The 22451-nt window shown below is 37.9% G+C and carries 28 protein-coding genes, 1 tRNA gene and 1 pseudogene; 12 read left to right on the top strand and 18 right to left on the bottom strand.

Annotated features, from left to right (window positions below; genetic code table 11):
- Nucleotides 1-200: 200 nt before the first annotated feature.
- The 7 genes from J7R12_RS04880 to J7R12_RS04850 form a co-directional block, all read right to left on the bottom strand.
- The gene (locus J7R12_RS04880; RefSeq protein ID WP_234924834.1) at nt 201-950 is read right to left on the bottom strand and encodes a phage antirepressor KilAC domain-containing protein; all 750 of its coding nucleotides are present in this window, start codon (nt 948-950) and stop codon (nt 201-203) included.
- Between the two features lie 476 nt (nt 951-1426).
- A complete protein-coding gene (locus J7R12_RS04875; protein WP_126603165.1) occupies nt 1427-1861 on the bottom strand; it encodes a hypothetical protein in 435 nt (144 codons plus the stop codon).
- Between the two features lie 160 nt (nt 1862-2021).
- A complete protein-coding gene (locus J7R12_RS04870; protein ID WP_234924833.1) occupies nt 2022-2444 on the bottom strand; it encodes a hypothetical protein in 423 nt (140 codons plus the stop codon).
- Entirely contained in the window at nt 2428-3525 is a 1098-nt protein-coding gene (locus J7R12_RS04865; protein ID WP_126603161.1) for a DUF1376 domain-containing protein, read from the bottom strand. Before J7R12_RS04865 ends, J7R12_RS04870 begins: the two co-directional genes overlap by 17 nt.
- A complete protein-coding gene (locus tag J7R12_RS04860; protein ID WP_234924832.1) occupies nt 3515-3862 on the bottom strand; it encodes a DUF1376 domain-containing protein in 348 nt (115 codons plus the stop codon). Before J7R12_RS04860 ends, J7R12_RS04865 begins: the two co-directional genes overlap by 11 nt.
- Nucleotides 3852-4229, bottom strand: a complete 378-nt coding sequence (locus tag J7R12_RS04855; RefSeq protein WP_126603159.1) for a DUF1376 domain-containing protein — start codon at nt 4227-4229, stop codon at nt 3852-3854. The genes J7R12_RS04860 and J7R12_RS04855 overlap by 11 nt, the downstream gene beginning before the upstream one ends.
- Nucleotides 4219-4692 carry a crossover junction endodeoxyribonuclease RuvC gene (locus J7R12_RS04850; RefSeq protein WP_126603157.1) on the bottom strand — a complete coding sequence of 158 codons (474 nt, stop codon included), beginning with the start codon at nt 4690-4692 and terminating at the stop codon, nt 4219-4221. Before J7R12_RS04850 ends, J7R12_RS04855 begins: the two co-directional genes overlap by 11 nt.
- A 75-nt stretch (nt 4693-4767) precedes the next feature.
- Here J7R12_RS04850 and J7R12_RS04845 point away from each other — a divergent pair, with 75 nt between their 5' ends.
- Nucleotides 4768-5400, top strand: coding sequence for a hypothetical protein (locus J7R12_RS04845; RefSeq protein WP_126603155.1), 633 nt, complete (start codon nt 4768-4770; stop codon nt 5398-5400).
- An 86-nt stretch (nt 5401-5486) separates the two neighbouring features.
- Here J7R12_RS04845 and J7R12_RS04840 read toward each other — a convergent pair whose 3' ends face one another.
- The 4 genes from J7R12_RS04840 to J7R12_RS04825 are packed head-to-tail and all read right to left on the bottom strand — an operon-like array spanning nt 5487 to nt 7595.
- Complete coding sequence (locus J7R12_RS04840) at nt 5487-5717, bottom strand: hypothetical protein (protein ID WP_126603153.1); 231 nt, start codon at nt 5715-5717, stop codon at nt 5487-5489.
- A gap of 10 nt (nt 5718-5727) precedes the next feature.
- On the bottom strand, nt 5728-6930 hold the full coding sequence (locus tag J7R12_RS04835) for a hypothetical protein (RefSeq protein ID WP_126603151.1): 1203 nt from the start codon (nt 6928-6930) through the stop codon (nt 5728-5730).
- A 12-nt stretch (nt 6931-6942) separates the two neighbouring features.
- The gene (locus tag J7R12_RS04830) at nt 6943-7251 is read right to left on the bottom strand and encodes a dATP/dGTP diphosphohydrolase domain-containing protein (RefSeq protein WP_126603149.1); all 309 of its coding nucleotides are present in this window, start codon (nt 7249-7251) and stop codon (nt 6943-6945) included.
- On the bottom strand, nt 7248-7595 hold the full coding sequence (locus J7R12_RS04825; protein ID WP_126603147.1) for a hypothetical protein: 348 nt from the start codon (nt 7593-7595) through the stop codon (nt 7248-7250). The genes J7R12_RS04830 and J7R12_RS04825 overlap by 4 nt, the downstream gene beginning before the upstream one ends.
- Nucleotides 7596-7689: 94 nt before the next feature.
- On the opposite strand from J7R12_RS04825, the gene J7R12_RS04820 reads away from it, so the two are divergent.
- The 10 genes and pseudogenes from J7R12_RS04820 to J7R12_RS04775 all read left to right on the top strand — a co-directional run bounded on the left by J7R12_RS04820 (nt 7690) and on the right by J7R12_RS04775 (nt 13993).
- Nucleotides 7690-8025 (top strand): XRE family transcriptional regulator, encoded by a 336-nt coding sequence (locus J7R12_RS04820; RefSeq protein WP_126603146.1) that lies wholly within the window; start codon nt 7690-7692, stop codon nt 8023-8025.
- Between the two features lie 218 nt (nt 8026-8243).
- Nucleotides 8244-8654, top strand: a complete 411-nt coding sequence (locus J7R12_RS04815; RefSeq protein WP_126603144.1) for a hypothetical protein — start codon at nt 8244-8246, stop codon at nt 8652-8654.
- A gap of 47 nt (nt 8655-8701) precedes the next feature.
- The gene (locus J7R12_RS04810; RefSeq protein WP_126603142.1) at nt 8702-9067 is read left to right on the top strand and encodes an antA/AntB antirepressor family protein; all 366 of its coding nucleotides are present in this window, start codon (nt 8702-8704) and stop codon (nt 9065-9067) included.
- 17 nt (nt 9068-9084) lie between these two features.
- Nucleotides 9085-9519 (top strand): antA/AntB antirepressor family protein, encoded by a 435-nt coding sequence (locus J7R12_RS04805; protein ID WP_126603140.1) that lies wholly within the window; start codon nt 9085-9087, stop codon nt 9517-9519.
- Nucleotides 9512-10235: pseudogene (locus J7R12_RS04800) on the top strand (Rha family transcriptional regulator). Before J7R12_RS04805 ends, J7R12_RS04800 begins: the two are co-directional and overlap by 8 nt.
- Nucleotides 10236-10247: 12 nt before the next feature.
- Nucleotides 10248-11096, top strand: a complete 849-nt coding sequence (locus J7R12_RS04795) for a hypothetical protein (RefSeq protein WP_126603138.1) — start codon at nt 10248-10250, stop codon at nt 11094-11096.
- A 120-nt stretch (nt 11097-11216) separates the two neighbouring features.
- Nucleotides 11217-11978 (top strand): ERF family protein, encoded by a 762-nt coding sequence (locus tag J7R12_RS04790; protein ID WP_126603136.1) that lies wholly within the window; start codon nt 11217-11219, stop codon nt 11976-11978.
- Between the two features lies 1 nt (nt 11979).
- Nucleotides 11980-12603 carry a lambda exonuclease family protein gene (locus tag J7R12_RS04785; protein WP_126603134.1) on the top strand — a complete coding sequence of 208 codons (624 nt, stop codon included), beginning with the start codon at nt 11980-11982 and terminating at the stop codon, nt 12601-12603.
- A gap of 120 nt (nt 12604-12723) precedes the next feature.
- Complete coding sequence (locus tag J7R12_RS04780) at nt 12724-12942, top strand: hypothetical protein (RefSeq protein WP_126603132.1); 219 nt, start codon at nt 12724-12726, stop codon at nt 12940-12942.
- Nucleotides 12943-12949: 7 nt separating this feature from the next.
- Nucleotides 12950-13993 (top strand): tyrosine-type recombinase/integrase, encoded by a 1044-nt coding sequence (locus J7R12_RS04775; protein WP_126603130.1) that lies wholly within the window; start codon nt 12950-12952, stop codon nt 13991-13993.
- 65 nt (nt 13994-14058) lie between these two features.
- Here J7R12_RS04775 and J7R12_RS04770 read toward each other — a convergent pair whose 3' ends face one another.
- The 6 genes from J7R12_RS04770 to J7R12_RS04745 all read right to left on the bottom strand — a co-directional run bounded on the left by J7R12_RS04770 (nt 14059) and on the right by J7R12_RS04745 (nt 19717).
- The gene (locus J7R12_RS04770; RefSeq protein ID WP_126603128.1) at nt 14059-14796 is read right to left on the bottom strand and encodes a rhomboid family intramembrane serine protease; all 738 of its coding nucleotides are present in this window, start codon (nt 14794-14796) and stop codon (nt 14059-14061) included.
- A gap of 571 nt (nt 14797-15367) precedes the next feature.
- Nucleotides 15368-15772: a DUF2155 domain-containing protein gene (locus tag J7R12_RS04765; protein WP_126603126.1), complete on the bottom strand. Its 405-nt coding sequence runs from the start codon at nt 15770-15772 to the stop codon at nt 15368-15370.
- A gap of 83 nt (nt 15773-15855) precedes the next feature.
- Nucleotides 15856-16254, bottom strand: coding sequence for an NADH:ubiquinone oxidoreductase subunit NDUFA12 (locus tag J7R12_RS04760; RefSeq protein WP_126604028.1), 399 nt, complete (start codon nt 16252-16254; stop codon nt 15856-15858).
- Between the two features lie 186 nt (nt 16255-16440).
- Complete coding sequence (gene gatB, locus J7R12_RS04755; protein ID WP_126603124.1) at nt 16441-17943, bottom strand: Asp-tRNA(Asn)/Glu-tRNA(Gln) amidotransferase subunit GatB; 1503 nt, start codon at nt 17941-17943, stop codon at nt 16441-16443.
- A gap of 129 nt (nt 17944-18072) precedes the next feature.
- Nucleotides 18073-19500 carry a trigger factor gene (gene tig, locus J7R12_RS04750; protein WP_126603122.1) on the bottom strand — a complete coding sequence of 476 codons (1428 nt, stop codon included), beginning with the start codon at nt 19498-19500 and terminating at the stop codon, nt 18073-18075.
- Nucleotides 19501-19634: 134 nt separating this feature from the next.
- Nucleotides 19635-19717, bottom strand: a tRNA-Leu gene (locus tag J7R12_RS04745).
- A 164-nt stretch (nt 19718-19881) separates the two neighbouring features.
- Between J7R12_RS04745 and trmFO the strand changes: the two genes are divergently transcribed.
- Nucleotides 19882-21294, top strand: a complete 1413-nt coding sequence (gene trmFO / locus J7R12_RS04740; protein ID WP_126603120.1) for a methylenetetrahydrofolate--tRNA-(uracil(54)-C(5))-methyltransferase (FADH(2)-oxidizing) TrmFO — start codon at nt 19882-19884, stop codon at nt 21292-21294.
- 824 nt (nt 21295-22118) lie between these two features.
- On the opposite strand, the gene J7R12_RS04735 is transcribed toward trmFO, so the two are convergent.
- Nucleotides 22119-22397, bottom strand: a complete 279-nt coding sequence (locus tag J7R12_RS04735) for an HU family DNA-binding protein (protein WP_074380782.1) — start codon at nt 22395-22397, stop codon at nt 22119-22121.
- Between the last annotated feature and the right edge of the window lie 54 nt (nt 22398-22451).

Here is a 22451-nt window from a genome sequence, read left to right as displayed (position 1 = left end):
CATAATGGTTTATTAGTGTCAATATGCTTTTTTAAAAATATTTCACATATTGTTGTTTTGAAAGGGCAACATTTCAAATGTGAGTGACGCCCCTATAAGGGCGCCGGGCGCTAAAACCACGGTCACAAGTCCGTTGCTTACACTTTTCCCTAGAAAGGGTATTGTATGGTGTAAGCACACCCGGCATGAATCATTATATACTAATGTATAGTTTGTTTTTTAATCTCTTTAGCAAGTTTAGCCATGCCTTTTGATGTGATTTTTACTGAAGAAACGATTTTATCTCTCCCATCAAGGGTTTTAATGGTTGTGAGTACACAATCCATAAGTCCTCTGTTGATTTTATCTTGATAAGGCAATGATGGGCTATCTGGTCCCATTTTATAAACCCATTTATTTCTTCTTAAGAAACCACTTAAGTCATTAGGTGCTACTCCTAAATCCTTTGCTGCCTCTCTAATTCCTAATAAACCTTCTGAACGTTGCAAGTGATCAAGAGCCATTGCTTTTGGTTCTAATTCTGCAATCATGCTATTTTGTTGATCTATTTGACTTTGTAAGTGATTCAAGACACCAAGTAATGCTTCAGGTTTAGAGTAATCGATTTTCGGCGCTGCTAACTGTTCTTCTAATTGTTGCCACCGGTCAATTATCTTTGCACGTAATGTGGTGCTATAACCTGAGATAAGAATTAAGCATTCGCGCTTTGGAAGATGATAACAAGGGCGTGGTTTCTTTTGTTCATCAATATAACTGCCTAAAAAATCCGCCCCCCCAAATTTGGGGGCGCTAATTTCTTCAAGCATTTTCTTGACATCACGCATAACATGGTCATGTCTTTTTCCACACAACTCTGCAATTTCAACACTAGACATGGTTTGAACTGTTGAGTCATTAATTTTGTTTTGATTATCAATTTGATTTTGATTTAAGTAAATTAAATTAGTCATAATTTCACCTTGCGATATTAATGGTTTTACACTCTAAAAGAGTGCCGGGCGCTTTGGACAAAGCGGAAAGTCCATTGTTATGCTTTCCCCTCGAAAGGGTCTTGTATGGCATAATCACACCCGGCATTCCCCTCATCATATGCTAGACGCATATTCTGAATTAAAAACTCTTTGACAATTTGCGGAAAAAAGATTACATATGAGAATCACACTTTCCCGCTTTCAAAGTGCTTTTGAGCGTGTGATTCGTAATATCCTATTCGTGTTTTACTGTCAATGGGATTATTGTAATTTTTTTCATTTTGTTTTTTATCAATTGTTTTCTCTAGATTTTTTGCTTATGAGATAAGGCTTTATAGGTGCCCCCAAATTTGGGGAGACCCTCGTTTACTAAATTTTTAGTAAGCGTTATGAGGTAGCTTCAAATTTGAATTGACCCTTTTCAGCCGGCCCAAATTTGGGCTCAATAAACTCACTCAGCCCAAATTTGGTCTCAGTGCTTTCACGGCGTTCTCTAGATCCCTGTCCATATCCTCACAAGCTTGTGAATAACATACCTCGCCATCGTTCGTAATTTCACAAATCAACTCATCTTGCTTTGTACGTTTTTTGATTTTTTTATTAACCTCATCTATGAATGGTTTACAACTCAAAATAGAATCCGGCATTTCACCACCGTAAAGCCATCCTCTCACTTGCGATTTAGTGCTATAATCCACGTGATCAGGTATCTCGTGATATTGTCCACCTTGCAATTCCTCGTATTCTCTAGAACCATCCTCATATTCGTACATGTTGTAAAAATACTCTGTAACTCCCAATCCCCATGGCGCATGCCCTCTTGCGGTTGCAACAAACCTTTTCATTGGCTGTTTACGTTTTTTTAAGAACAAATCTTTTAAAATCCCCATGCTTTTAGTCCTTAATTTTACCAATTGGTCTATTTGCCTCAAATTTGATCGTACAAAGCGTTTTTAATTCCCTATGTGGTTTGGTATCAAAAAGTTTTTAAATCGCTTTGTATGATCCATTTTTATCGATTTAAACGCATATCTAAACACAAAATCATCTCTACTTGGCTATCTCTTCAATGTTCTTCACGACGCTCCCTATTCCACTCAAAACTTTTTCAAGATCTTGCTTGTGAACAAGAGTTAGGGGTCTAAAATGCTCTTTCGCTGTTTTTTCTTTCATTGCCTTTTCACGCGTGTTTTCAATTGCTCTCCGTACACTTCCGGCTTTTGAAAGAAGGGTGTTTTCTATGCTTTGGCAATAAGCTAATAGCTCTCCGCAAGTTGGCATAAATGTTTTTGATATCCCATTTGCTTGTCCAGTTACGATATCTTCAACACCCTTTTTCAAGGCATATGACGAAATGCGGTCCAGCAACATGCCATAGGATAAAACGACGGCTTTGGAATCCGTATTCGCAGGTACTCTCATGCTTGAAAGCAGAAAAGAAGCTTTCTCAATCTCCTCAACTGAAGCTTTCACAGAAAGCAAGGTTTCCAGACGATTGCAAGCATCTAAGGTCTGTTCCTCCTCCTGTTTCGTCAATGTACTCCCAGTCTTCAGCATCAATGGATACCCCGGACTGATCATCTCGATAATCTTGTCTAGATGCGAGATGATTTCTGAGTTCGCTAAATCCTTCTGCAAGTTGTTCTGTGAAAGTTTTCGGAGTGAATTTTCCATAATTACCACCTTGTTTATTGACTTTATGATCTTTTGAATTTCTTACCCAGTTTCTCCACGTTGCTTGCCAATCGATCTTGGTTGCATCCTTGCCTGTCTTGGCTTTCCAATAATCTCGAAATTTGGCCATCTCGACTTTCACACGCTCCGGAGGCAAGCCCTCTGCAATTGCGAAATCGTAATCAGGTTCGAAATCATCTGGCAATCGACAACCGCGATTAGCTTTCGCTCGTTTTGCTTTTTGGGAAACATTCTCTTGCTCGTGAATGGGAGGTTGGTTTTCAGATACCGTTGCGATTTGCTCTGGTTGGCTTTCGCAATCACGAACCTCAGTTGGCTCGTCAACCAAATCGTTCGTTTCTAAATTTTCAGAAGCGATTTCTTTTTTTGCTAACACGATAGTGTTAGTTTTTTTATTATATATGTTAATGTTATTGTTATTGTACCCTCTTGAAGAATCTTGAAGACCTCTTGAAGAATCTTCAAGACTTCTTAAAGAATCTTGAGGCTTTCTTAAAGAATCTTCTTGATTTTTATGTTTCCTCGTATTGGCGGCTTTTGCTGCTCTTTCTGCAAACTTATTTAAAGTTTCGTCTGAATTTTTTAATTCTTCTTCAACATCTGGACACCACAAATGACCATCTTCTGAAAGAACAATATGTCCAGATCTAAATAAGTAATCTAATGCCTTCTGAAATCTTTTTACTGAACAACACGTAAAATGAGATAATATTTGCGCATCATTTACAAGAGGCTCTCTAGTGCGCAACATTTGCAATCGCAATCGCATATAAACATTGCCTTCAATTGCGGGTAAACAAGCAAGATCAAGTAGCCACTTGTCTGCAAAAAGCCTCGTCCATGGCAACTTAGTTGACATAATTACCCTCCTTGGCTTCATTAGTAAGAGAATAAAGACCTAGCTCTTGGCTAAGCGATTCAAGCTCTTCTTCAACTTGTAAACTCCATAATCGACCATCTTCTAAACGTATTAGCCTCTCATCACTTAATAAAAAATCTAGCGCTTTATTAAAGGCTTTTACTGAGCAACCAGAAATACGTGCTAATATAGAGACATTCTCAAGAATTGGCTCTCTCTTCTTATACATAAGTAATATCAACATCATATAAGTTGATATTTGATGTGACGTCATTCCACTAGCATCAGATATCCAATCAGAAGGAAAACAACGAACCCATGCTAATTTAGTTGACATCCTTTACCTCCTCTTTATGCTTATGCCATCTTGCCTCCGCCGCTTTCCTTGCTCTTTCTGAAGACTTATTTAATTTTTCATTGCTATCTTTAAGTTCCTTTTCAAGATCGAGATTCCACAAATGACCATCATCTTGACGGATGATATGTCCAGTTTCCAATAAAAGATCTAATGCATCCTCAAGTTCATTAACTGAACAGCTAGCTAATGCTGCCAATGCCCGTAAATTATCCGGAAGAGGCTTGCCGGTGTGTAACATTTTCAATCGCAACCTCATGTAAATGTTACCCTCAGCAGGAGGCAAATCAGCAAGGTCAAGAAGCCACTTCTCTATATTAATTGTTACAAACTTATTTCTATTGGACATCCCCAATCTCCTTCCTTTTAATTAAATGTAAAATCGCTAAAGCATCCGCTTCATTATCATCTTTGGGATTGTGCCCTTTTGCACGCATCGCCTGTATCATCTCTTCTTTCGACGCATTCCCCTTGCCTGTTGCTGCCTTCTTTATTGTACCAACCGGAATGCCCTCATAGGGTATTTGATTGTTTTCACACCACGCCGTTAAAGTTGCTAAAAAACCACCGTAAACATGCGCTGCATCCGTACCAACATGACGCCTCACCTCCTCAAAATACACCGCGTCAATATTCCCCGATGTCATCTTCATTTCTGTAAGCCATTTATTAAAACGAAAATAACGCATCCCTCCCCCTTCAAAACGGCTCGTTTGAAAATTCGCCGTGCCACTGAAAATGTGGCCATCCACACCACGTATCGCCCACCCCGTTTTTGTACCTAGATCAAAACAAAGAATCGTGTTAATCACCGCCCCGCTCCATACAAAACGTGTTTTATAGGGGTGTTTTTTTCCCAAAATGAAGGAAAGAAGGGTGTAAGAAGTATGCAAGAAAATTTTGCAAATGAATTGGCTAACATTAAAAGAGAACTCGCAGCATTAAAAAAACAAAGTGTATTGAAAAAAGACCTTACCGAAATGATAAGAAATTCCTTAGAAACTTTGTGGACAGAAAACATAGCACAAGGTTTAGGACCGAAGATGGAAGTTGAGATCTTTGATCTTAACTCTAAAGATTTATCACCAGAAGGCATTCTCATAGAATTTTCCATCAAAAACCCCATAGATCGACCAATGAAAATGAACTATATACGAATAGATGAAAATAGCCCTTTCAAATTCGTTGAAGCATTATATCCAGCCCTTTATCCATACTCTCAAAGCTTTTCAAAAGACCGTCTTGAAACATCTCCAAAATGTATCGATTTAATAAATCCTATTGCAAAAAATCCTGTCATCCAAAACGAAGTATTTAAAAAAGGTATTGATCTATTTACAGTGAATGGCGGACATAGGTTCCGTTGGGAATTAAAAATTCGCCCTGTAGAAACAAAAGATTATGATAAGCTATCCATTCCTATCTTTATCTTAGAACATACTTCATCATATGACCCACATTCCACACTTGAAGTTCGCTTTTGGCCCAACTTTTTTCGAGGATTAAATCATCAACGGTGATAGTTTTATAGATTGATAATTAGGTTTTTCTTATCTTCTCTCCTATTAGGGCGGGAAGATAAAAATGTTTAGTAGTTTGTTTTGTTTCATGAATCATAACCTCCAAAGGTTGCTATAACTCTTCTTTCTTGTACTTTCTGTTCCAACTCTTCAATTGACGTATTTAACTGTACAATTAATCTATCTTTTTCCTTCAGTTCTGTTTTGAAATCGTGTTCTCTATTGCGGTACAGCAAAACAAAAAAGAACATAGCGATAACACAAAAGAACATAACCGCATTGGTAGTAAAAAACGTAACAATTGCTACTAAACTCATCTTTCTCTCCTCACTTACTTTTCTTCTCAGAAGAGAGATTTTTATTATCAACAGACACTTCTTTGCCTTGTACTAAAGTACCGCCGCCAATACTTTCTGTAGTAACACGTGCATCACCACAAACAGTCGCGTTATCATATACATATGCATTATCGTAAACTTTGGCATTATCATAAATCTTTGCAGAACCGGAAATTAATGCCTCGCCATAAACTTGTGCTTTGCCATAAACCTGCGCATCCTTCGCAACGGTAGCATATCCGTGAACTCGGGCATCGCCATAAACCTGTGATGAGCCCCAAACCTCCGCATTTTCATACACATGCGCATTCCCATAAACCTTGGAACTACCACCAATGGTTGCTTTTCCATAAGCCTGTGCTTTATCATAAACTACAGCATTGCAGTAAACCAGAGCATTGCTAAAAACCATAGCCTCGCCCCCAACCCAACAATCGCCCTCATGACTAAGGTTCCCCTCTTTCGCTATCCAGCCCCCTAAATCACCTTTTTTTACAGCTCCAAAGTTTTTTAATGCACGAATCCGATGCAAAATATGAACACAATCATCTTTCGCACCATTGAGTTTATATTCCTTGATTTCACCAGTGAGTTTATATTTCTTAGTTGGATCAATTTCCTCTGCAAGTTTAATCGTATCGTTACACTGCTTAATTTGCTGTTTCAGTACTTCAATTTCCTTGTCACGTGATCTAACATCTCCTTCTAGTGTCTTTATAATTCCATTTTTCCGTGTGTGCGCTTCATCATACTGATCTATTCTTTGTTTCAGTTTTTCAATTTCTTCGTCACGTGAAAGAAGCACCTCACCATCATGCTCAATATCTTGTTTTAATTCTGTAATGGTCTTATCGCGTGCTTTAATCACCTCATCATGCTGCTTAAGCTCTTGTTTTAGCCTTGAAATCTCCTCGTTGCGTGATCTAATCACCTCACCATCATGCTTAATATCTTGTTTTAATTCTGTAATGGTCTTATCGCGTGTTTCAATATCCTTATTACACTCATCAATTATCTGCTTGCTTTCCTCTGCAAACTCACTCTTTCTCTCTTTGAGTTCTTCTTTAAGATTGGTAACGCGCTCTTTAAGAGCTTTAACTTGGTTGCGATAATGCAACGCAAAACGAAATATGACCCCGCCTAAAAGCAAGACTGAAATCACCGCTATTAATAAAATTTCATTCAAACCCATTTTGTTTCTCCTTTAACTGTTCGGGCGGTCGTCATGACCTATCTGTTTTGCTTCGCTTTCCATTAAAAAAAGAATGCAACAAGCCGCATGCGCCAAGTGTGATAAACCACTCTCAACATCCTTACTCTCTCCATCAAACCATGCTAATAAATGACGCAAAGCAGCACCGTGCAACCGGCTCCAATCTATGCCATTACGCCAATTGTTTGCTCCATATTTCTTTGCGCCAAATTCTAAAACACGACCGATTTCAATCAGTGTTGATGGCGGTATAAGTTCTACACGTGACTTCCCAGCATCGTTCTTATGCGCTTCTTTCATTTTACTCCCCCTAATGATTGTAGCGCGTCGTTTTCATCACAACGCGGGGTGTAAACAGAAGAGCTATTTGTAAATCTCTTTTTTGTGTGAGCTTTGCTCTCTTGCATTAATCTCTGCAAGCGTTCAGGATAAAAGAAATCATCTGGACGTAAATCTATGCCATGATCACGTGCATAGTTTAGTAATTGTGCCTGATAAACCGCAGGAAATAATCCATTAGCACCACCTTTTTCTTTGGAATAAGTAATGCGATAAACAGCACCCTTACATTTCTGTAAAACGCGTGAAACATTAATAGCACCGCCTAAATATTTTATTATGGTATACGCAGGTTCTTTTTTCATAATAATAAAATTTCACATTATCTGAATTTTATCAAGAAAAAAATTCAGTTTTTTTTTATTGATTTTTCATTTGATATGAAAGAGCCTTATTCCTATGGAATCGGATCAGTTAAAAGCATGGCTTAAAGAGCAATTAGCCAAAAATGGACATGGTAGCAAAAAAATGCTAGCCCAGCATTTGGGGGTATTACCATCTACTTTAACTAGTATGATCAATAATTCAGGTACAACGGGTAAAAAGAAATCAATAAAACCTAGGTTAATAAAAGCAACTGAACTCATAAGAATTATTGATTTTTTTGGTGAGGTCCCGCCTTTCTTAATCAAAGAATCTGAACAATTTATTCGTCTTTATTATCAAGCAAATCCTGAAGTTCAGAAAGCTGTTTTAACGATTCTTCAAAATTCCTGCTCTTTAGACAAAAGATAATAGCAGCCATTACTTTTTTATCTCCATAATTCCAAAATTTTTCTAACATTATTTTATCCATAATAAATTTATACTCAATATAAATTTCATATTTTATGAATTTTTTTATTGACGTCATTCATAAAATATGAAATACAGACACCATACCCCGAAAAAAAAAACCTATGTCAAGGCGTTTTTTTCAAAATGTATTTAAATATTTTGATATGGAGGCTGTTGTGGACAAACCTGTCTTTATAAAATCAGATGAAATCCTTTTAGTGATGTGCGATGATGAAAGTGAAAGCATTGCAAAATCTGGACCTTTCTACGAAGAAAAGGACATTATCGACTTTATCGATGAAACCGATAATGCCGTTCAAATCTTCCGCGTCGAACCAAAAACTAACCGTTGTGAAGATATCTCTGAAGATATCGCCGAATTCTATCTTAAAGAATTTGAAGAGCAGTGCTTAAATGGAAAAATACCTCACGACTTTATTCTACACAGCACAGCATACAGTTTTTTTTTAGAAGAAATCGAGGAGCAGCGATATCAGGATAAAATTTACGGCACTTATGAAGAGCAGCACCGCTTAACTCTTTGGGATGTTATTCCAAACTACCCTCACTATACAGGGCGTTTTTAATAACGCCCCCTCTTTCCTCCTATCAAATAGTCGAAGGGAATAAACCTATGAACACACATGACTCTAATGAAGAGAAAGAACAGTATCTAATCCCTAAGGATGAAGTGAAAGACAAAACAGGCTATGTCAAAATGGTCAATGCACATGCAATGCATAAGTACTTACAATTGGAAAAAGATTTTGACACTTGGTTTAATGATCATGTCGAAAAACTTTATCTAAAAGAAGGTGTACATTTCGTCTATACAAAACGAGAAGGCAAGAGAAACAAGGTTTGTAAAAAATCTGAAATCGACCCCAATGACACGGATAGTCATCACTTCAAAATTTACGCAGCAAAACAAATCCTCGAAGCAGAACCCCATAGAAACCAAGTAGTTATCTTAAAACAAATGCTAACTTTCGCATTTTAAGCAGGAGGATAATTTGTATGAAAAGCCTTATTCCTACTCAATACTATACAATCAAACATCACAAAGTTGAAACTGTGAGTGCTCGTGACTTGCATACCTTTTTAGAAATAAAGTCTGAATTCAGCTATTGGATTAAACATCGTATTAAAAGATATAAATTTCGTGAAAATATTGACTTTGTCAGTTTTCCTAAAAAAATAGGAGACTACAATGTAGGTCGTAAAAGCATAGAATACTATCTCACTTTAGACATGGCTAAACATATTGCCATTTGTGAAGCTAGTCCCAAAGGCAAACAAGTTCGTCAATATTTTCTCGAATGCGAAAAAAAAACAAAGCCGCAAATCGACTATTCAAATCCTGAGACCCTTGAAGAGTTCTTAAAGCATTTGAGAAAGCAAATTAAGCACAATGAAAATGCTCGCACCATACATGGAGTAAAACATGCATAATCTTGTAAAAACAGAAGAAAGTACTTTCAAGAATGAAGCTGTTCAAACCATGTCTAGTATTGAAATTGCAGAGTTGTGTGGTAAGCAACATAAGAATGTTATGAGGGATATCACGAAAATATTTAACGAGCTCAAATTTGAGCCGGTTGATTTTAGTGGTACTTATGTTGATGCAAAAGGGGAAATCCGCCCTTGCTACTACCTTCCAAAGCGTGAATGCTTAATTCTTATCTCAGGTTATAGCACTACATTACGTGCAAAGATCATTGACCGATGGCAACAATTAGAACAGCAAGCTGTTACACCGCAAATTGATTACTCTAGTCCACAAGTCATGTTAGGCGTCTTAAATTATCTCAAAAGCGAAAATGAACAAAAAGATAATATGATTGCCGAATTAAAACCAAAGGCTATGGCTCTTGAAAGCTTGCAACGCAATGAAGGGCTCTTTGGTCTTACAGAAGCCGCTAAAATTCTTGAGATGCAACCAAAACAGTTCATTCTCTTCTTACAGAAAAAAGGTTGGGTTTACAGACGAGCAGCAGGTGGAAATTTGCTTCCTTATCAAGACAAAATCCAAAAGCAACTTATGGATTGTCCAACTATCACACTCCAAACCGCAAGTGGAATAGAAAAAATCATTCCTTGCGCAAAAATCACAGCAAAAGGAATTGGTGTGCTTTTCTCAAGAGCTTAAAAGACAAAGCATGCATTAAAAGGAAATCATCATGGAAAAGAAATACGAACTTACTGATGAAAAAATCGAAATTGGGTGCAAAACGCTCCGCCGTATTCGTGCATTGAAAAACTTCGGTGATATTAAAGTTGGTGATTTAGGTGGTTTTATAGAGCACGAAGGCAACTTATCCCATGAGGGCAATTGTTGGATTTGGTATAAGGCTTGTGTTTTTGGAGATGCACGTATTTATGGCAATGCACTTGTTTTCGATGAAGCAAAAGTTTCCGATAATGCTCATGTTTGCGAGAACGCACGCGTTTACGATGAAGCGCGCGTTTACGGTCGTGCAGAAATTTATGGAGAAGCAAAAGTTTACGGTGATGCAGAAGTTTACGGTAGGGCAGAGGTTTACGATTGTGCACTTATTTTCGATGAAGCACGTGTTTACGGTAAGGCAGAGGTTTACGGTTGTGCACGCGTTTACGGTGAGGCATGCGTTTCCCATAATGCAGAGGTTTACGGTTATGCATACGTTTCCGATAAGGCACAAGTTTTTGGCAATGCAAAAATTAAAAACGGACATGTAGGCGATAGTGCAAGGATTTATGGTGATGCTAAAATTTATGATCATGCAGAGGTTTACGGTGAGGCATGCGTTTCCCATAATGCAGAGATTTACGGTTATGCCAAGGTTTTTGGTGAGGCGTTAGTTTTTGGCAATGCACATGTTCATGGGCGTGCAAAAGTTTATGATGATGCGCGCGTTTACGATGAAGCACGTGTTTACGATAAGGCAGAAATTTACGGAGAAGCAAAAGTTTACGGTGATGCAGAAGTTTACCGTAGCGCACACGTTGATGACTATAACGCCATCTCAACCGGAGAAAAGACCAGATGAAAAAATACGAACGACTAATCTTATAGTATCTCTATAGTCCGTTTCTAACCACACAAACAACTTTTAAACACAAGCGTGATTCACGCAACGGGTGAATTGCGCGCAATGGAGGAAATCAAGATGAGTGAACAAAACACTAACCTAACAGAAATTAAAGAAACACATCATTTAGCCGTCGAACAAACTGTCATGGAACGCATTTTAAATAAAGCCTTAGAAAGTGACGTCGACATGGATCGCTTACAGCGTCTTCTTGATTTAAGAGATCAAGAAATAAAACGGCAGAACTATCAAAGTTTTGTCTCTGATCTTTCGGCTATGCAAGCGGGATATCAAGAAATCATCAAAAATGCTAAAAATGGCCATACCAAAAGTACATATGCAACCCTTGATCAGTATATTGACGCTGTAAAGGATACTCTTGCAAAACACCGCTTCGCTTTGTTTTCTCGTATTAAAAATCAAACAGAAAAAAACATTACCATAGAAATAACTCTCTCTCATCCTTCAGGCAATGAAATTTCAACAGAAGGAACATTTCCAATTGATGGACAAGGGAGCAAAAATAACATTCAATCTCTTGGTTCTACTATCACTTATGCACGCAGATATCTCTTAGGCATGCTTCTTAATGTAGCAAGTAAAGAAGACGATAAAGATGGGAATATGCCTAAAAAACCAGCTTGTCCGGAACAGATCAATGAAATCAGAAGACTGATGGTACAAACAAAAACAGAAGAAGAGAAGATACTTTCTTATGCGAAAGTTGAAAAGATTGACGATATCCCTGATGACAAGGCGCAAGCCATTTTGCATCGTTTGAATGATATAAAAAATGAGCAAATGGAACTAACACAACAAGAACAGACAGCGGCGGTGTGAGATGGAACAAAGGACAGCTGAATGGTTTCAAGCAAGGCTAGGCAAAGTCACCGCATCAAACATTTACAACATACTCAGTAAGACAGCAAAAGGTTTGCCTACAAGCAAATATGAGGACTACAAAATCAAACTCATCACTGAACGTCTAACAGGTGAAACAAGCCCCTATTATGAAACTGAAGATATGAGATGGGGTATCGAACATGAAGATGATGCCTTAAGAGAATATGGCTTCATTTATGATGCCGATATAACAAAATGCGGGTTTGTCCCTCATCCCACTATAGAAATGGCTGGTGCAAGCCCTGATGGGCTTATTGGAAAAGGCGGTTTAATCGAAGTCAAATGTCCAAGATCCGCAACCCATATGCGCTTTTGTATAGGTGACGAAATCAAACCAGAATATCACGCACAAATGCAATTCCAAATGGCTTGTACAGAACGAAAGTGGTGTGATTTCGTAAGTTATGACCCACGTTTTACGGGGGAATATTTTCACTTGCGTATGAAAGTCAAACGCATCCACCGTGATGATCAACAAATTGAACAGATCAATAAAGCTGTTGAAGCCTTTTTAGCAGAGATAGAGCAAGAGATACAAAAGATCTCAACAAAAGCTGCTTAATCCCATATGGGGGTGCGTTTTTTAAAGCCTCCTTGTGCACCCCCACCCTCTCATAACAACTTTCAACACATGCGTGATTCACGTCACGGGCAAATTGCATCTAATGAAGGGAGAACAGACATGGCACCACGCCCCGCTATCATAACGCAAGCAGACATTGCACGCGCTTTAAGAGAAGCTAAAAAACAAGGATGTGAATTAATAGAAATCAAACCTACCGGTGAAGTACTCATCTATCTTAAATCCGATATCCCAATACCAACCGCAGCCGCGCATCCAAACAAATTATTCGATTTGTCAAAGAATGAATATTACGAAGATGCGCTCTCTAAAATGTGAAATTGCCATGCCAAAACCTCGTCCCCCTCACCTTGTCAAAGAAATCACACGCCATGGTAAAATTATATGGTATGTGCGTATTGGACATGGGAAACGTATTAGAATACGTGGTACCTATGGAAAACAAGAGTTTGTTGACAATTACAAGAGTGCACTTGCCGAATTACAAGGGCTTATACTCCCTAAATCCAAAACAGGAAAACTTGTTGAGGGTTCATTTGCATGGCTGCTTAAACAGTATTTTAACAGCTCCAATTGGCATAACCTTGCTAAAGCTACAAAGAAACAAAATCAATACATCCTTATGAAGGTGTGCGATTCAATAGGAAATATTCCATATCAAGCAATCGAAAAAAAACATATCATAGCTGGTGTTGAACGGCGTAAAGAAACACCAGCTATGGCTAGAAATTTTTTGAAAGTACTTAATGGTCTTTTTAATTGGGCAATTGAGCAAAGTCTTTTGGAAAGTAATCCAGCTTTAGGAGTAAAAAGACCTCCTCTAAAAAACAAAGACGGCTTTCCTGTTTGGACAGAAGAAGATGTTGAGAAATATTACCACCATTGGTCACATGGTACACATGAACGTGTCTGGATTGATGTTCTTCTTTACACGGGGTTGCGTCGTGGTGATGCGGTTCTCATTGGTTGGAAAGACGTCAAAGATAATATCATTCATCTTAAGACAGAGAAAAGTAAATTCCAAACAAATGTTTTTCTACCCATTTTGCCTGAATTAGCAGAAACCCTGAAAATTGGTCCTATTGGAAATGAAACATTCATTTGTGGTAAACGTGGAAACAAAATACCCAAAGAAAGCTTTGGGGTTTTATTTTATAATGCCTGTACCAAAGCAGGAATTAAAAAATCAGCACACGGTTTGAGAAAATTAGCAGCAACACGCGCCGCTAATTCCGGTGCAACAGTTTCACAATTGAAAGCACTTTTTGGTTGGACAGATGATGAGATGGCATCTCTTTATACGAAGAGCGCAGATCGTAAAAAACTTGCTCTTGAAGCAATAAAAAAGCTCCAAAAAAGTGAGGGATAGAGGCGAAAAAACGTAATAGAATCAATAACCGCCCAATCCCTTACATTAAGCATAATTATTTGATTTTATTTGTACTGTAGCTGCTTCTGCGGAATATCAAAAAAACCAATCAACAAAAAGCCTGCAAAAAAACCACCAATATGAGCCTCCCACGCTATTGAAACAGCATCTCCTTCAAGCAGAAAAGAGGAAATGCCTATGATAAAATCAATACCCAGCCATATGCTGACGTAAACCAGTACCCCCTTTGAAGAGAGGGCCTGTTTGAGAGATAATAAAGAACTTAAAAGTCTTTCATTGTCTGTATTTTTTCCCCAATAACCAAGAGGAAAACCATAACGCACAATAGCACCCATCATTCCAGATACTGCACCCGATGCACCAACAAGCGATATTACACTCTCTTGGTGAAAGACAAAATAAGTCAAAGCAGCTATCATTGCTGTTAATGCCCAAAAAATCAAAAAGCGCCCTCCCCCAAACTGTCTTACCAAAGGAGTCCCAAAAATCAAAAGCCAAGCCATGTTAAGAGTGACATGTTTCACACTACCATGCATGAATGAATAACTCACCATGGTATGAAAAAATGTTAAAGGCTCTGCCTTGAATAGCACGGGGGTAAATGAAAAGAATTCAAGACTTTTAATATAGAGCTGATCAGAAAAAAAATACTGGTGGACAAAATAAATACAAAAACAGAGCGCTATCAAAACGACTATAGTGAATGGAACATTCAACAATGGTTCTCTAGGTTGTTTTGGCAAAAACGAAGCATTTCTAAATTGATGATCAATATTTTTCATTATAAAAACCTAATTGAATAAATCTCATACTCTCTGAAGAAGAGCTCTTTGCGCAAAACATCTGTTTTGATAGTAAGGGATTTTTACACTTGGTACCTTCTTCGTTTCCCTTTCCTAAAGGCTAAATATCTCTTTGTAAAAATACTTGTATCTTAAATATAAGATATCTTCAAAGAACTGGATGTGAAGAATATTATCCACAAAATTCCGTACCATACTCAATGAAATGGGATCGTTTAAGTTATCTAAAACTTTTACGGTATTCATAACCACATCGTTAATCTGTTATTTCTCAATCAAAAAAACTCTCTATTCATTGACGCTCTCTTTGTATAGAAGAACAGCTTACAATTACAATTTACCAATTTGATAGCGAGCACCCTCATAAAAACCGATATAAAGGTAAGATAGGCAACTTGCCAATGAAATACAAAAACATCAACAAGCCTTTAACTTCGATATCGAAACACTATAGTTTTAAAAGTCATCGTGAGAAAATATTCATTAATATTTAAACTTGATTTCAATACATCATTTATAAAATAAGGCTATTAAAGTAGTATAGCCTTCATTAAGACTGCTTACAGTCTTTTAACCACACATCATAAATAGGGTGCTCTACAGCATTCAAGCCAGGACTATCTGCAAACATCCATCCTGTAAAAATACGCCGTATTTTTTTATCTAATGTTACCTCATTGACTTCAATAAATCCGGTTGTACGGGTTGGCTCATCCTTAGAACTTGTATAACATGCCCGCGGCATCACCTGCAAAGCACCATATTGATAAACTTTACCAAGTGAAACTTCAAAACGCGTAGTGCGACCCGTAATTTTGTCAAGACCTGCAAAAACAGCAATGCCATTGCTAATACGCTCAGCCTGCACTCCACCAGCAGAGGACATAATCACAACTATTGCCATGAATAAAAGACAAAAAAAGCGTCTTAATCCTAACACTAAAAAAACTCTCATCACTTCAAATTAATCACATCTAAAAAATAATTCTAACCACAAGATAGGACAAAATAAGAAAAATACACATACATTAAAATATTTTACTTTTTAGGTGACCATGCATCATAATCTTCATGCACACAAGGAGGTTTGCCGCTGTAAGTGATCGCCCCCTTTGGTCGATAAGCTTCACTTGTCCCTGTCATATTCGCAACATGAGGCTTTTCCCATTCATACGCTTTATAATTCTCCTGCGTCGGTGGACACTCACAGCGATGATGAATCCAGCCATGCCACCCTGGTGGAATAGTAGAAGCTTCAGAATAATCTTTATAAATGACCCAACGACGTGGGTATCCATCTTTATGAATGCCTCCCTCATAATAAATATTCCCAAACTGATCTTCCCCTATGCGCTTACCTTTCCACCACGTAAAAAAGCGTGTATTTATGGTATTCCCACTCCACCACGTAAAGATTTGCTTCAAAAAACGAACCATCTTCTCTTTCATCTCTTCTAATATATTTACAAAATCAATTGTTGGAACAAATATGTTATAACATTTTAAATGAATGAAAACAAAATCTCACTGGTAAAAATCAATTGCCTCTTCATTTGAGAGACTCATTCATATTCCTTAACGACAAAACACTCTATCTATGAGCTTTTCTCTATTCTCTAAAACTTAATCCTCTAAACCAAGTTTTACCTTAATCAATTCATTAACAGTTTGAGGATTTGCCTTTCCCCCCGTCTCTTTCATGACTTGTCCAACAAACCAACCAGCTAAAGCAGGCTTTTGTTTTGCCTGCATCACTTTCTCAGGATTTTTCGCAATAATTTCATCAACGGCATGCTCAATAGCTTTTGTATCCGTTACCTGCTTCATATTGCGCTCTTCTACAATCTGACGCGGATCTCCACCCTCATTCCAAATAATCTCAAAAAGATCTTTGGCAATTTTTCCAGAGATTGTTCCTTCTTTGATAAGATCAATAATCCCCCCTAATTGCTTTGGTGTCACCGGCGTCGCTTCAATCCCACGATTATCTTTGTTTAAAGCACCCAAAAGATCATTAATCACCCAATTGGCAACAATTTTTCCATCACGCCCCCGTGCTACTTCTTCAAAATAATCAGCAATCGCTTTTTCTGTCACAAGAATAGAAGCATCATACACTGTCAATCCCATCTCCTTGACAAAACGTGCTTTTATGTCATCCGGCAATTCCGGTAATTCCACCGCCAAAGCATCAACAAAGGCCTGATCAAATTCCAACGGTAAAAGATCTGGATCAGGAAAATAACGATAGTCATGCGCTTCCTCCTTTGAGCGCATAGACCGCGTTTCACCTTTAGCGGCATCAAACAGTCGGGTTTCTTGGTCTATTGTACCGCCATCTTCTAAAATTGCAATCTGACGACGCGCCTCATACTCTATCGCTTGACCAATGAAACGAATAGAATTCACATTTTTAATTTCACAGCGTGTTCCAAAACTCTCACCAGGACGACGAACTGACACATTAACATCCGCACGCATAGATCCTTCATCCATATTGCCATCGCAGGTCCCCAAATAACGAACAATTGTACGCAATTTAGTCATATAAGCTTTGGCTTCGTCTGATGAACGCATATCTGGTTTGGAAACAATTTCCATAAGAGCGATACCAGAACGATTGAGATCTACGAAAGACATTGTTGGATGTTGATCATGCATCGACTTTCCAGCATCCTGCTCAAGGTGTAATCTCTCAATCCCAATTTCAATGTCCTCAAACTGGCCATTCGAATCTGGACCAACAGATATAATAATCTTTCCCTCTCCTACAATTGGATAGTGAAATTGAGAAATTTGATATCCCTGCGGTAAATCTGGATAAAAATAATTTTTACGATCAAAAACAGATTTTAAATTAATCTTTGCCTTTAATCCCAAACCCGTTCGAACGGCTTGACAGACACATTCTTGATTAATAATAGGCAACATACCAGGCATGGCAGCATCAATAAGCGAAACATTATTATTTGGCTCAGCACCAAATTTTGTTGACGCCCCTGAAAAAAGTTTTGAATTTGATATGATCTGTGCATGAACCTCCATGCCAATGATGACTTCCCAATCACCTGTAACGCCAGAAATGAAACGTTTAGAATCAGGAGTGCGCGTATCAACGATATCCATTGCCAATCCACTATCAATATTTCCAAATACATCTGATGGCTAATCTAAAATCACTCTGAGTGCAAGCTTAGAATATTGTTCTCATAAAAAAAGCCCGATTTTATCGGGCTTTTTCTGTGAATGTAAATATTAACCTTTTTTAGGCGCTTTCTTTTTCGTTGGAACTTTCTCAGCACCTTTTTCTTTTGTTTCAGATTTTTTCTTTACCGGTTTTTTTTCTGTTAAATCTGTTTCGTCATATTCCTTCATGAGCTCTTCAACGGTCACTTCTTTATCTGTGACTTTTATCCGTGACAGCAAATGATCAATGACTTTTTCTTCAAAAATGGGAGCACGTAAATTCGCAACAGCCTCCGGAGTCTTACGGAAAAAATCCATAATTTCTTTCTCTTGTCCAGGATACTGACGAACCTGATCAAAAACCGCTGCTTTTAGCTCATCCTCACTTACTTTAACACCAACCTTCATTCCAATTTCAGAAAGTACCAAACCTAAACGAACACGACGCTGTGCAAGTACACGATATTCCTCGCGCGCCTGTTCCTCTGTAACACCTTCATCTTCAAAACTGCGCCCAGCCTTTTTTAAATCGTCATTAACCTGAGCCCATATATTATCGAATTCAATTGCTAAAAGTCCTTCAGGAATCTCAAAATTATAATCAGCATCTAAAGCATCAAGAATTTGACGTTTAATTTTTTGACGTGTCATTGAGCCATATTGACTTTCAATCTGTCCACGAACAACTTCACGCAAGCGATCTAGAGATTCTAAACCAACTTTTTGCGCAGCTTCATCATCGATCTTTAGCTCGTCCGGTTTAGAGACAGCTTTAACAGTGATATCAAATTCTGCATCCTTACCAGCCAAATGTACTGCAGTGTAATTATCAGGAAATTTAACAGAAATTGTTTTGGCATCTCCTGCTTTCACACCAACCAATTGTTCCTCAAAACCAGGAATAAATTGTTTTGACCCAAGAACTAATTGTGCATCACTATCTGCTCCCCCCTCAAATGGAACCCCCTCAAGCTTGCCAAGATAATCTATTGTAACACGATCCCCTTCTTCAGAAACACCATCTTTTAGTGAATAATTCCGCGTGGAAGAAAGGACACGCTTTACTTGATCATCAATCTCTTGTTCAGGAATAGCCGCAACTTCGCGGGTAATTTCAATATGTTCAAAATCTTTAATTTCAAATTTTGGCAAAACTTCATATTTTAAACGAAAAACAAAATCAGCTTTACCATCCAGAATTTGTTCATCTTCATCTATATCAATTTGCGGCTGCATTGCCGAACGTTCATTGCGATTAGCTAAAACAGAATGCGGTGCATCATTGACAATCTCATTGAGAATTTCCGCCATAAAAGACTTACCGTACATTTTTCGTAGATATCCAGCAGGAACCTTACCAGGACGAAAACCATTAAGCTTAATCTTACCCTTGGTATCATCTAACCGTTCATTTAACTTTTCTTCTAAATCTCGCGCTGGAACCACGATCTTAATTTCGCGCTTCAGTCCTTCATTAAGCGTCTCGGTAACCTGCATGAAACAACCTTTATTTTCTGAGGAGAGTGAATAAGCTCACTCTGATAATACTACCATTCTAACACTTGAGTGTTAAATCACCATGAAGCGGAATTCCAAACACATAAAAGTTCTTAGTGCTCAAACAATTCCTTTGGTGCGGATGGAGGGACTCGAACCCCCACGGTCTCCCGCCAGAACCTAAATCTGGTGCGTCTACCAATTTCGCCACATCCGCTCAAGCTTACAAACCAATAACCTTATACAAGCGGCGTCTCTATAGCATTAATTAGAGAAAAAAAGCAAATAAATATATTAAAAAAAACAAATATGCGTCATTCTTACAAAATTATAAAAAAATCTATGCTTCCCATACAGAACTGCTTCCGCTAAAAGTAAGTTATGTCAAATACATTCAGTACTCCAATTCATATCATCGGTGGTGGTCTGGCAGGCAGTGAAGCATGCTGGCAAATTGCTCAATCAGGAATCCCCGTTATTTTACATGAAATGCGGCCTCATAAGAAATCTGATGCTCATAAAACCGATAAGCTTGCAGAACTGGTCTGTTCAAATTCATTCCGTTCTGATGATTCATCAACAAATGCCGTAGGACTTTTACATACCGAAATGCGATTGGCAAAATCCCTCATTATGAAAGCCGCTGATGCTAACAAAGTCCCAGCTGGGAGTGCTCTTGCCGTTGACCGCGATGGATTTTCCAAAGCTGTTACAGTAGCACTTGAAAATCATCCTCTTATAACGATAGAACGTGAGGAAATTCAAGAGTTCCCTGAAAATTGGCATCATATTATCATTGCAACAGGTCCCCTTACCTCACCAGCACTGACTCAAGCAATACAAGCAATAACCGGAACAGAAGCGCTTTCTTTTTTTGATGCTATTGCTCCTATTATCTATACTGACAGTATTGATATGGATATTTGTTGGTATCAATCTCGCTACGACAAGATCGGACCAGAAGGAACAGGAAAGGATTATCTTAATTGTCCTCTCAATAAAGAACAATATGAATCCTTTGTTCAAGCATTAAAAAATGCTGAAAAAACAGAATTCCGTGACTTTGAAAAAACTCCCTATTTTGATGGATGCCTACCAATTGAAATTATGGCTGAGCGTGGACTTGAAACCCTCAGATATGGTCCTATGAAACCCACGGGATTAACCAATGCCCATAATCCCACAGTTAAACCCTATGCCGTCGTCCAATTACGCCAAGACAATAAACTTGGAACCCTTTATAATATGGTCGGTTTTCAAACAAAACTGAAATATGGAGAACAAGTTCGTATTTTTAGAATGATCCCAGGTCTTGAAAAAGCTGAATTTGCACGCCTTGGTGGACTTCACCGCAATACTTACCTCAATTCTCCCACCATTCTTGATCAAACACTTCGTTTGAAACAAAGACCTCAGCTGCGTTTTGCAGGACAAATTACCGGATGTGAAGGTTATGTAGAATCATCTGCAATAGGGCTTCTTGCTGGGCGTTTTGCCGCTGCTGAGTATCATCATAACTGCTTTTGCCTACCACCATCAACTACAGCATTTGGAGCTCTTTTAAACCATATTACGAGTGGACACATTGTGGTAGAAGAATCAGAAAAACAATCCTTTCAACCAATGAATATCAATTTTGGACTTTTCCCCCCTGTCGAGCCTATGAAACACTTAGGAAAACGCTTACTAAGCAAAGAAAAAAAATTAGCAAAAAAACAAGCACTAACTGCTAGAGCTCTCAATGATTGTATTCAATGGTTAGCAGATAAAGAACAAAACAGCTCTTTTCTATGAAAACGCACTCTCTGTTCAACATATCTCAATAACTTTCATGCAAAATCATTCTAGAGTCTTTTTATGATACTGACTATCACACTTAATAAACATCACGCTCCAGTCTATTATTTATTAAACACTATCAGAATCTTAAAAAATTCCTTTATTGTAAAGAAAACCTGCACCACCGTAAAAAAATTAAAATATATCCCAATCATTTAAAAAATGATGTGAAATATAGTAGCTTAAATAAGGCAATTAAACATATATCAAACTCCCACGAGAACGGCTTTTTGATCGCTCTTATTGTCACTCTAATATATTGATTATCATAATAATCTATCGTTTTGCATATTAAATTAAGAGCTCAAGATACTGTAAATTCATACATTTCTAATCCGATTACAATGAATTAAAACCATTCCCTTGCACATCACAAACGGGATTATTATGTGAGTAAAAACACTTGAAGCACGAAGCCCAAATGCCTCTCATGAATCGTTCCAATATAAGAGCTATCGCAATTGGGAACTAACAAATACAATGACGGTACTCGCTTACTCCTTGATAAGCATAAAGATAGTGGATCCCTATAGCTTTTACATTATACTATTCATCAATATTATTTTTATGGGAAGATGTCATTGTGTAATGGGCTTGGAAGTATTGAAAGATGCTTTTTTAACAAGCCCATAAATTTGCAACACAAAACTAAACTGTAAAATTTTTAAAGAGCACTAAACAGCCTTAAAGTAAGTAGATGCTGTAACTATCCACGTGGAAAAAAACCTCTAAAAAAACCCGCTTATAAATAAAATCGGGTTTTTTTAGAGTTATTGAAATTACTTTTTATTAACAGCTTCTTTCAGACTTTTTCCTGCAGAAAATTTAGGTACAGAACGCGCTGGAATATTAATTTCAGCACCCGTTGAAGGATTACGTCCCTTTGTAGCAGCACGATGAGAAACTTCAAAAGAACCAAAACCTGGAAGACGAACATCTCCTCCTGAAGCCAAGGCCTCTGTTACAGAAGCGATAAAAGCGTCAACAACAGAGCCAGCTTGCGCTTTCGAAACACCCGCTTTTTCAGCAACGGAGCTAACCAATTCACTTTTATTCATGGAACATTTCCTTTCCTATATTACCGAATAACACAACTTAATCGTGTTATTGAG

The organism is Bartonella vinsonii subsp. vinsonii (assembly GCF_902825235.1).
Classification (GTDB): Bacteria; Pseudomonadota; Alphaproteobacteria; order Rhizobiales; family Rhizobiaceae; genus Bartonella; species Bartonella vinsonii.
Note: the sequence above shows the minus strand (reverse complement) of the source record. Positions and strands in the feature narration are given on the sequence as shown.

What these genes read in the sequence shown, in the direction of transcription:
- J7R12_RS04775 (WP_126603130.1), top strand. Translation starts at nt 12,950, where the DNA reads ATGCCAAAACCTCGTCCCCCTCACCTTGTCAAAGAAATCACACGCCAT.
- J7R12_RS04795 (WP_126603138.1), top strand. Translation starts at nt 10,248, where the DNA reads ATGGAAAAGAAATACGAACTTACTGATGAAAAAATCGAAATTGGGTGC.
- J7R12_RS04810 (WP_126603142.1), top strand. Translation starts at nt 8,702, where the DNA reads ATGAACACACATGACTCTAATGAAGAGAAAGAACAGTATCTAATCCCT.
- J7R12_RS04805 (WP_126603140.1), top strand. Translation starts at nt 9,085, where the DNA reads ATGAAAAGCCTTATTCCTACTCAATACTATACAATCAAACATCACAAA.
- J7R12_RS04860 (WP_234924832.1), bottom strand. Translation starts at nt 3,862, where the DNA reads ATGTCAACTAAATTAGCATGGGTTCGTTGTTTTCCTTCTGATTGGATA.
- J7R12_RS04790 (WP_126603136.1), top strand. Translation starts at nt 11,217, where the DNA reads ATGAGTGAACAAAACACTAACCTAACAGAAATTAAAGAAACACATCAT.
- trmFO (WP_126603120.1), top strand. Translation starts at nt 19,882, where the DNA reads ATGTCAAATACATTCAGTACTCCAATTCATATCATCGGTGGTGGTCTG.
- J7R12_RS04835 (WP_126603151.1), bottom strand. Translation starts at nt 6,930, where the DNA reads ATGGGTTTGAATGAAATTTTATTAATAGCGGTGATTTCAGTCTTGCTT.
- J7R12_RS04735 (WP_074380782.1), bottom strand. Translation starts at nt 22,397, where the DNA reads ATGAATAAAAGTGAATTGGTTAGCTCCGTTGCTGAAAAAGCGGGTGTT.
- J7R12_RS04875 (WP_126603165.1), bottom strand. Translation starts at nt 1,861, where the DNA reads ATGGGGATTTTAAAAGATTTGTTCTTAAAAAAACGTAAACAGCCAATG.
- J7R12_RS04855 (WP_126603159.1), bottom strand. Translation starts at nt 4,229, where the DNA reads ATGTCCAATAGAAATAAGTTTGTAACAATTAATATAGAGAAGTGGCTT.
- J7R12_RS04880 (WP_234924834.1), bottom strand. Translation starts at nt 950, where the DNA reads ATGACTAATTTAATTTACTTAAATCAAAATCAAATTGATAATCAAAAC.
- J7R12_RS04780 (WP_126603132.1), top strand. Translation starts at nt 12,724, where the DNA reads ATGGCACCACGCCCCGCTATCATAACGCAAGCAGACATTGCACGCGCT.
- J7R12_RS04840 (WP_126603153.1), bottom strand. Translation starts at nt 5,717, where the DNA reads ATGAGTTTAGTAGCAATTGTTACGTTTTTTACTACCAATGCGGTTATG.
- J7R12_RS04865 (WP_126603161.1), bottom strand. Translation starts at nt 3,525, where the DNA reads ATGTCAACTAAGTTGCCATGGACGAGGCTTTTTGCAGACAAGTGGCTA.
- J7R12_RS04845 (WP_126603155.1), top strand. Translation starts at nt 4,768, where the DNA reads ATGCAAGAAAATTTTGCAAATGAATTGGCTAACATTAAAAGAGAACTC.
- J7R12_RS04830 (WP_126603149.1), bottom strand. Translation starts at nt 7,251, where the DNA reads ATGAAAGAAGCGCATAAGAACGATGCTGGGAAGTCACGTGTAGAACTT.
- J7R12_RS04825 (WP_126603147.1), bottom strand. Translation starts at nt 7,595, where the DNA reads ATGAAAAAAGAACCTGCGTATACCATAATAAAATATTTAGGCGGTGCT.
- gatB (WP_126603124.1), bottom strand. Translation starts at nt 17,943, where the DNA reads ATGGATATCGTTGATACGCGCACTCCTGATTCTAAACGTTTCATTTCT.
- J7R12_RS04760 (WP_126604028.1), bottom strand. Translation starts at nt 16,254, where the DNA reads ATGGTTCGTTTTTTGAAGCAAATCTTTACGTGGTGGAGTGGGAATACC.
- J7R12_RS04765 (WP_126603126.1), bottom strand. Translation starts at nt 15,772, where the DNA reads ATGAGAGTTTTTTTAGTGTTAGGATTAAGACGCTTTTTTTGTCTTTTA.
- tig (WP_126603122.1), bottom strand. Translation starts at nt 19,500, where the DNA reads ATGCAGGTTACCGAGACGCTTAATGAAGGACTGAAGCGCGAAATTAAG.
- J7R12_RS04820 (WP_126603146.1), top strand. Translation starts at nt 7,690, where the DNA reads ATGGAATCGGATCAGTTAAAAGCATGGCTTAAAGAGCAATTAGCCAAA.
- J7R12_RS04770 (WP_126603128.1), bottom strand. Translation starts at nt 14,796, where the DNA reads ATGAAAAATATTGATCATCAATTTAGAAATGCTTCGTTTTTGCCAAAA.
- J7R12_RS04785 (WP_126603134.1), top strand. Translation starts at nt 11,980, where the DNA reads ATGGAACAAAGGACAGCTGAATGGTTTCAAGCAAGGCTAGGCAAAGTC.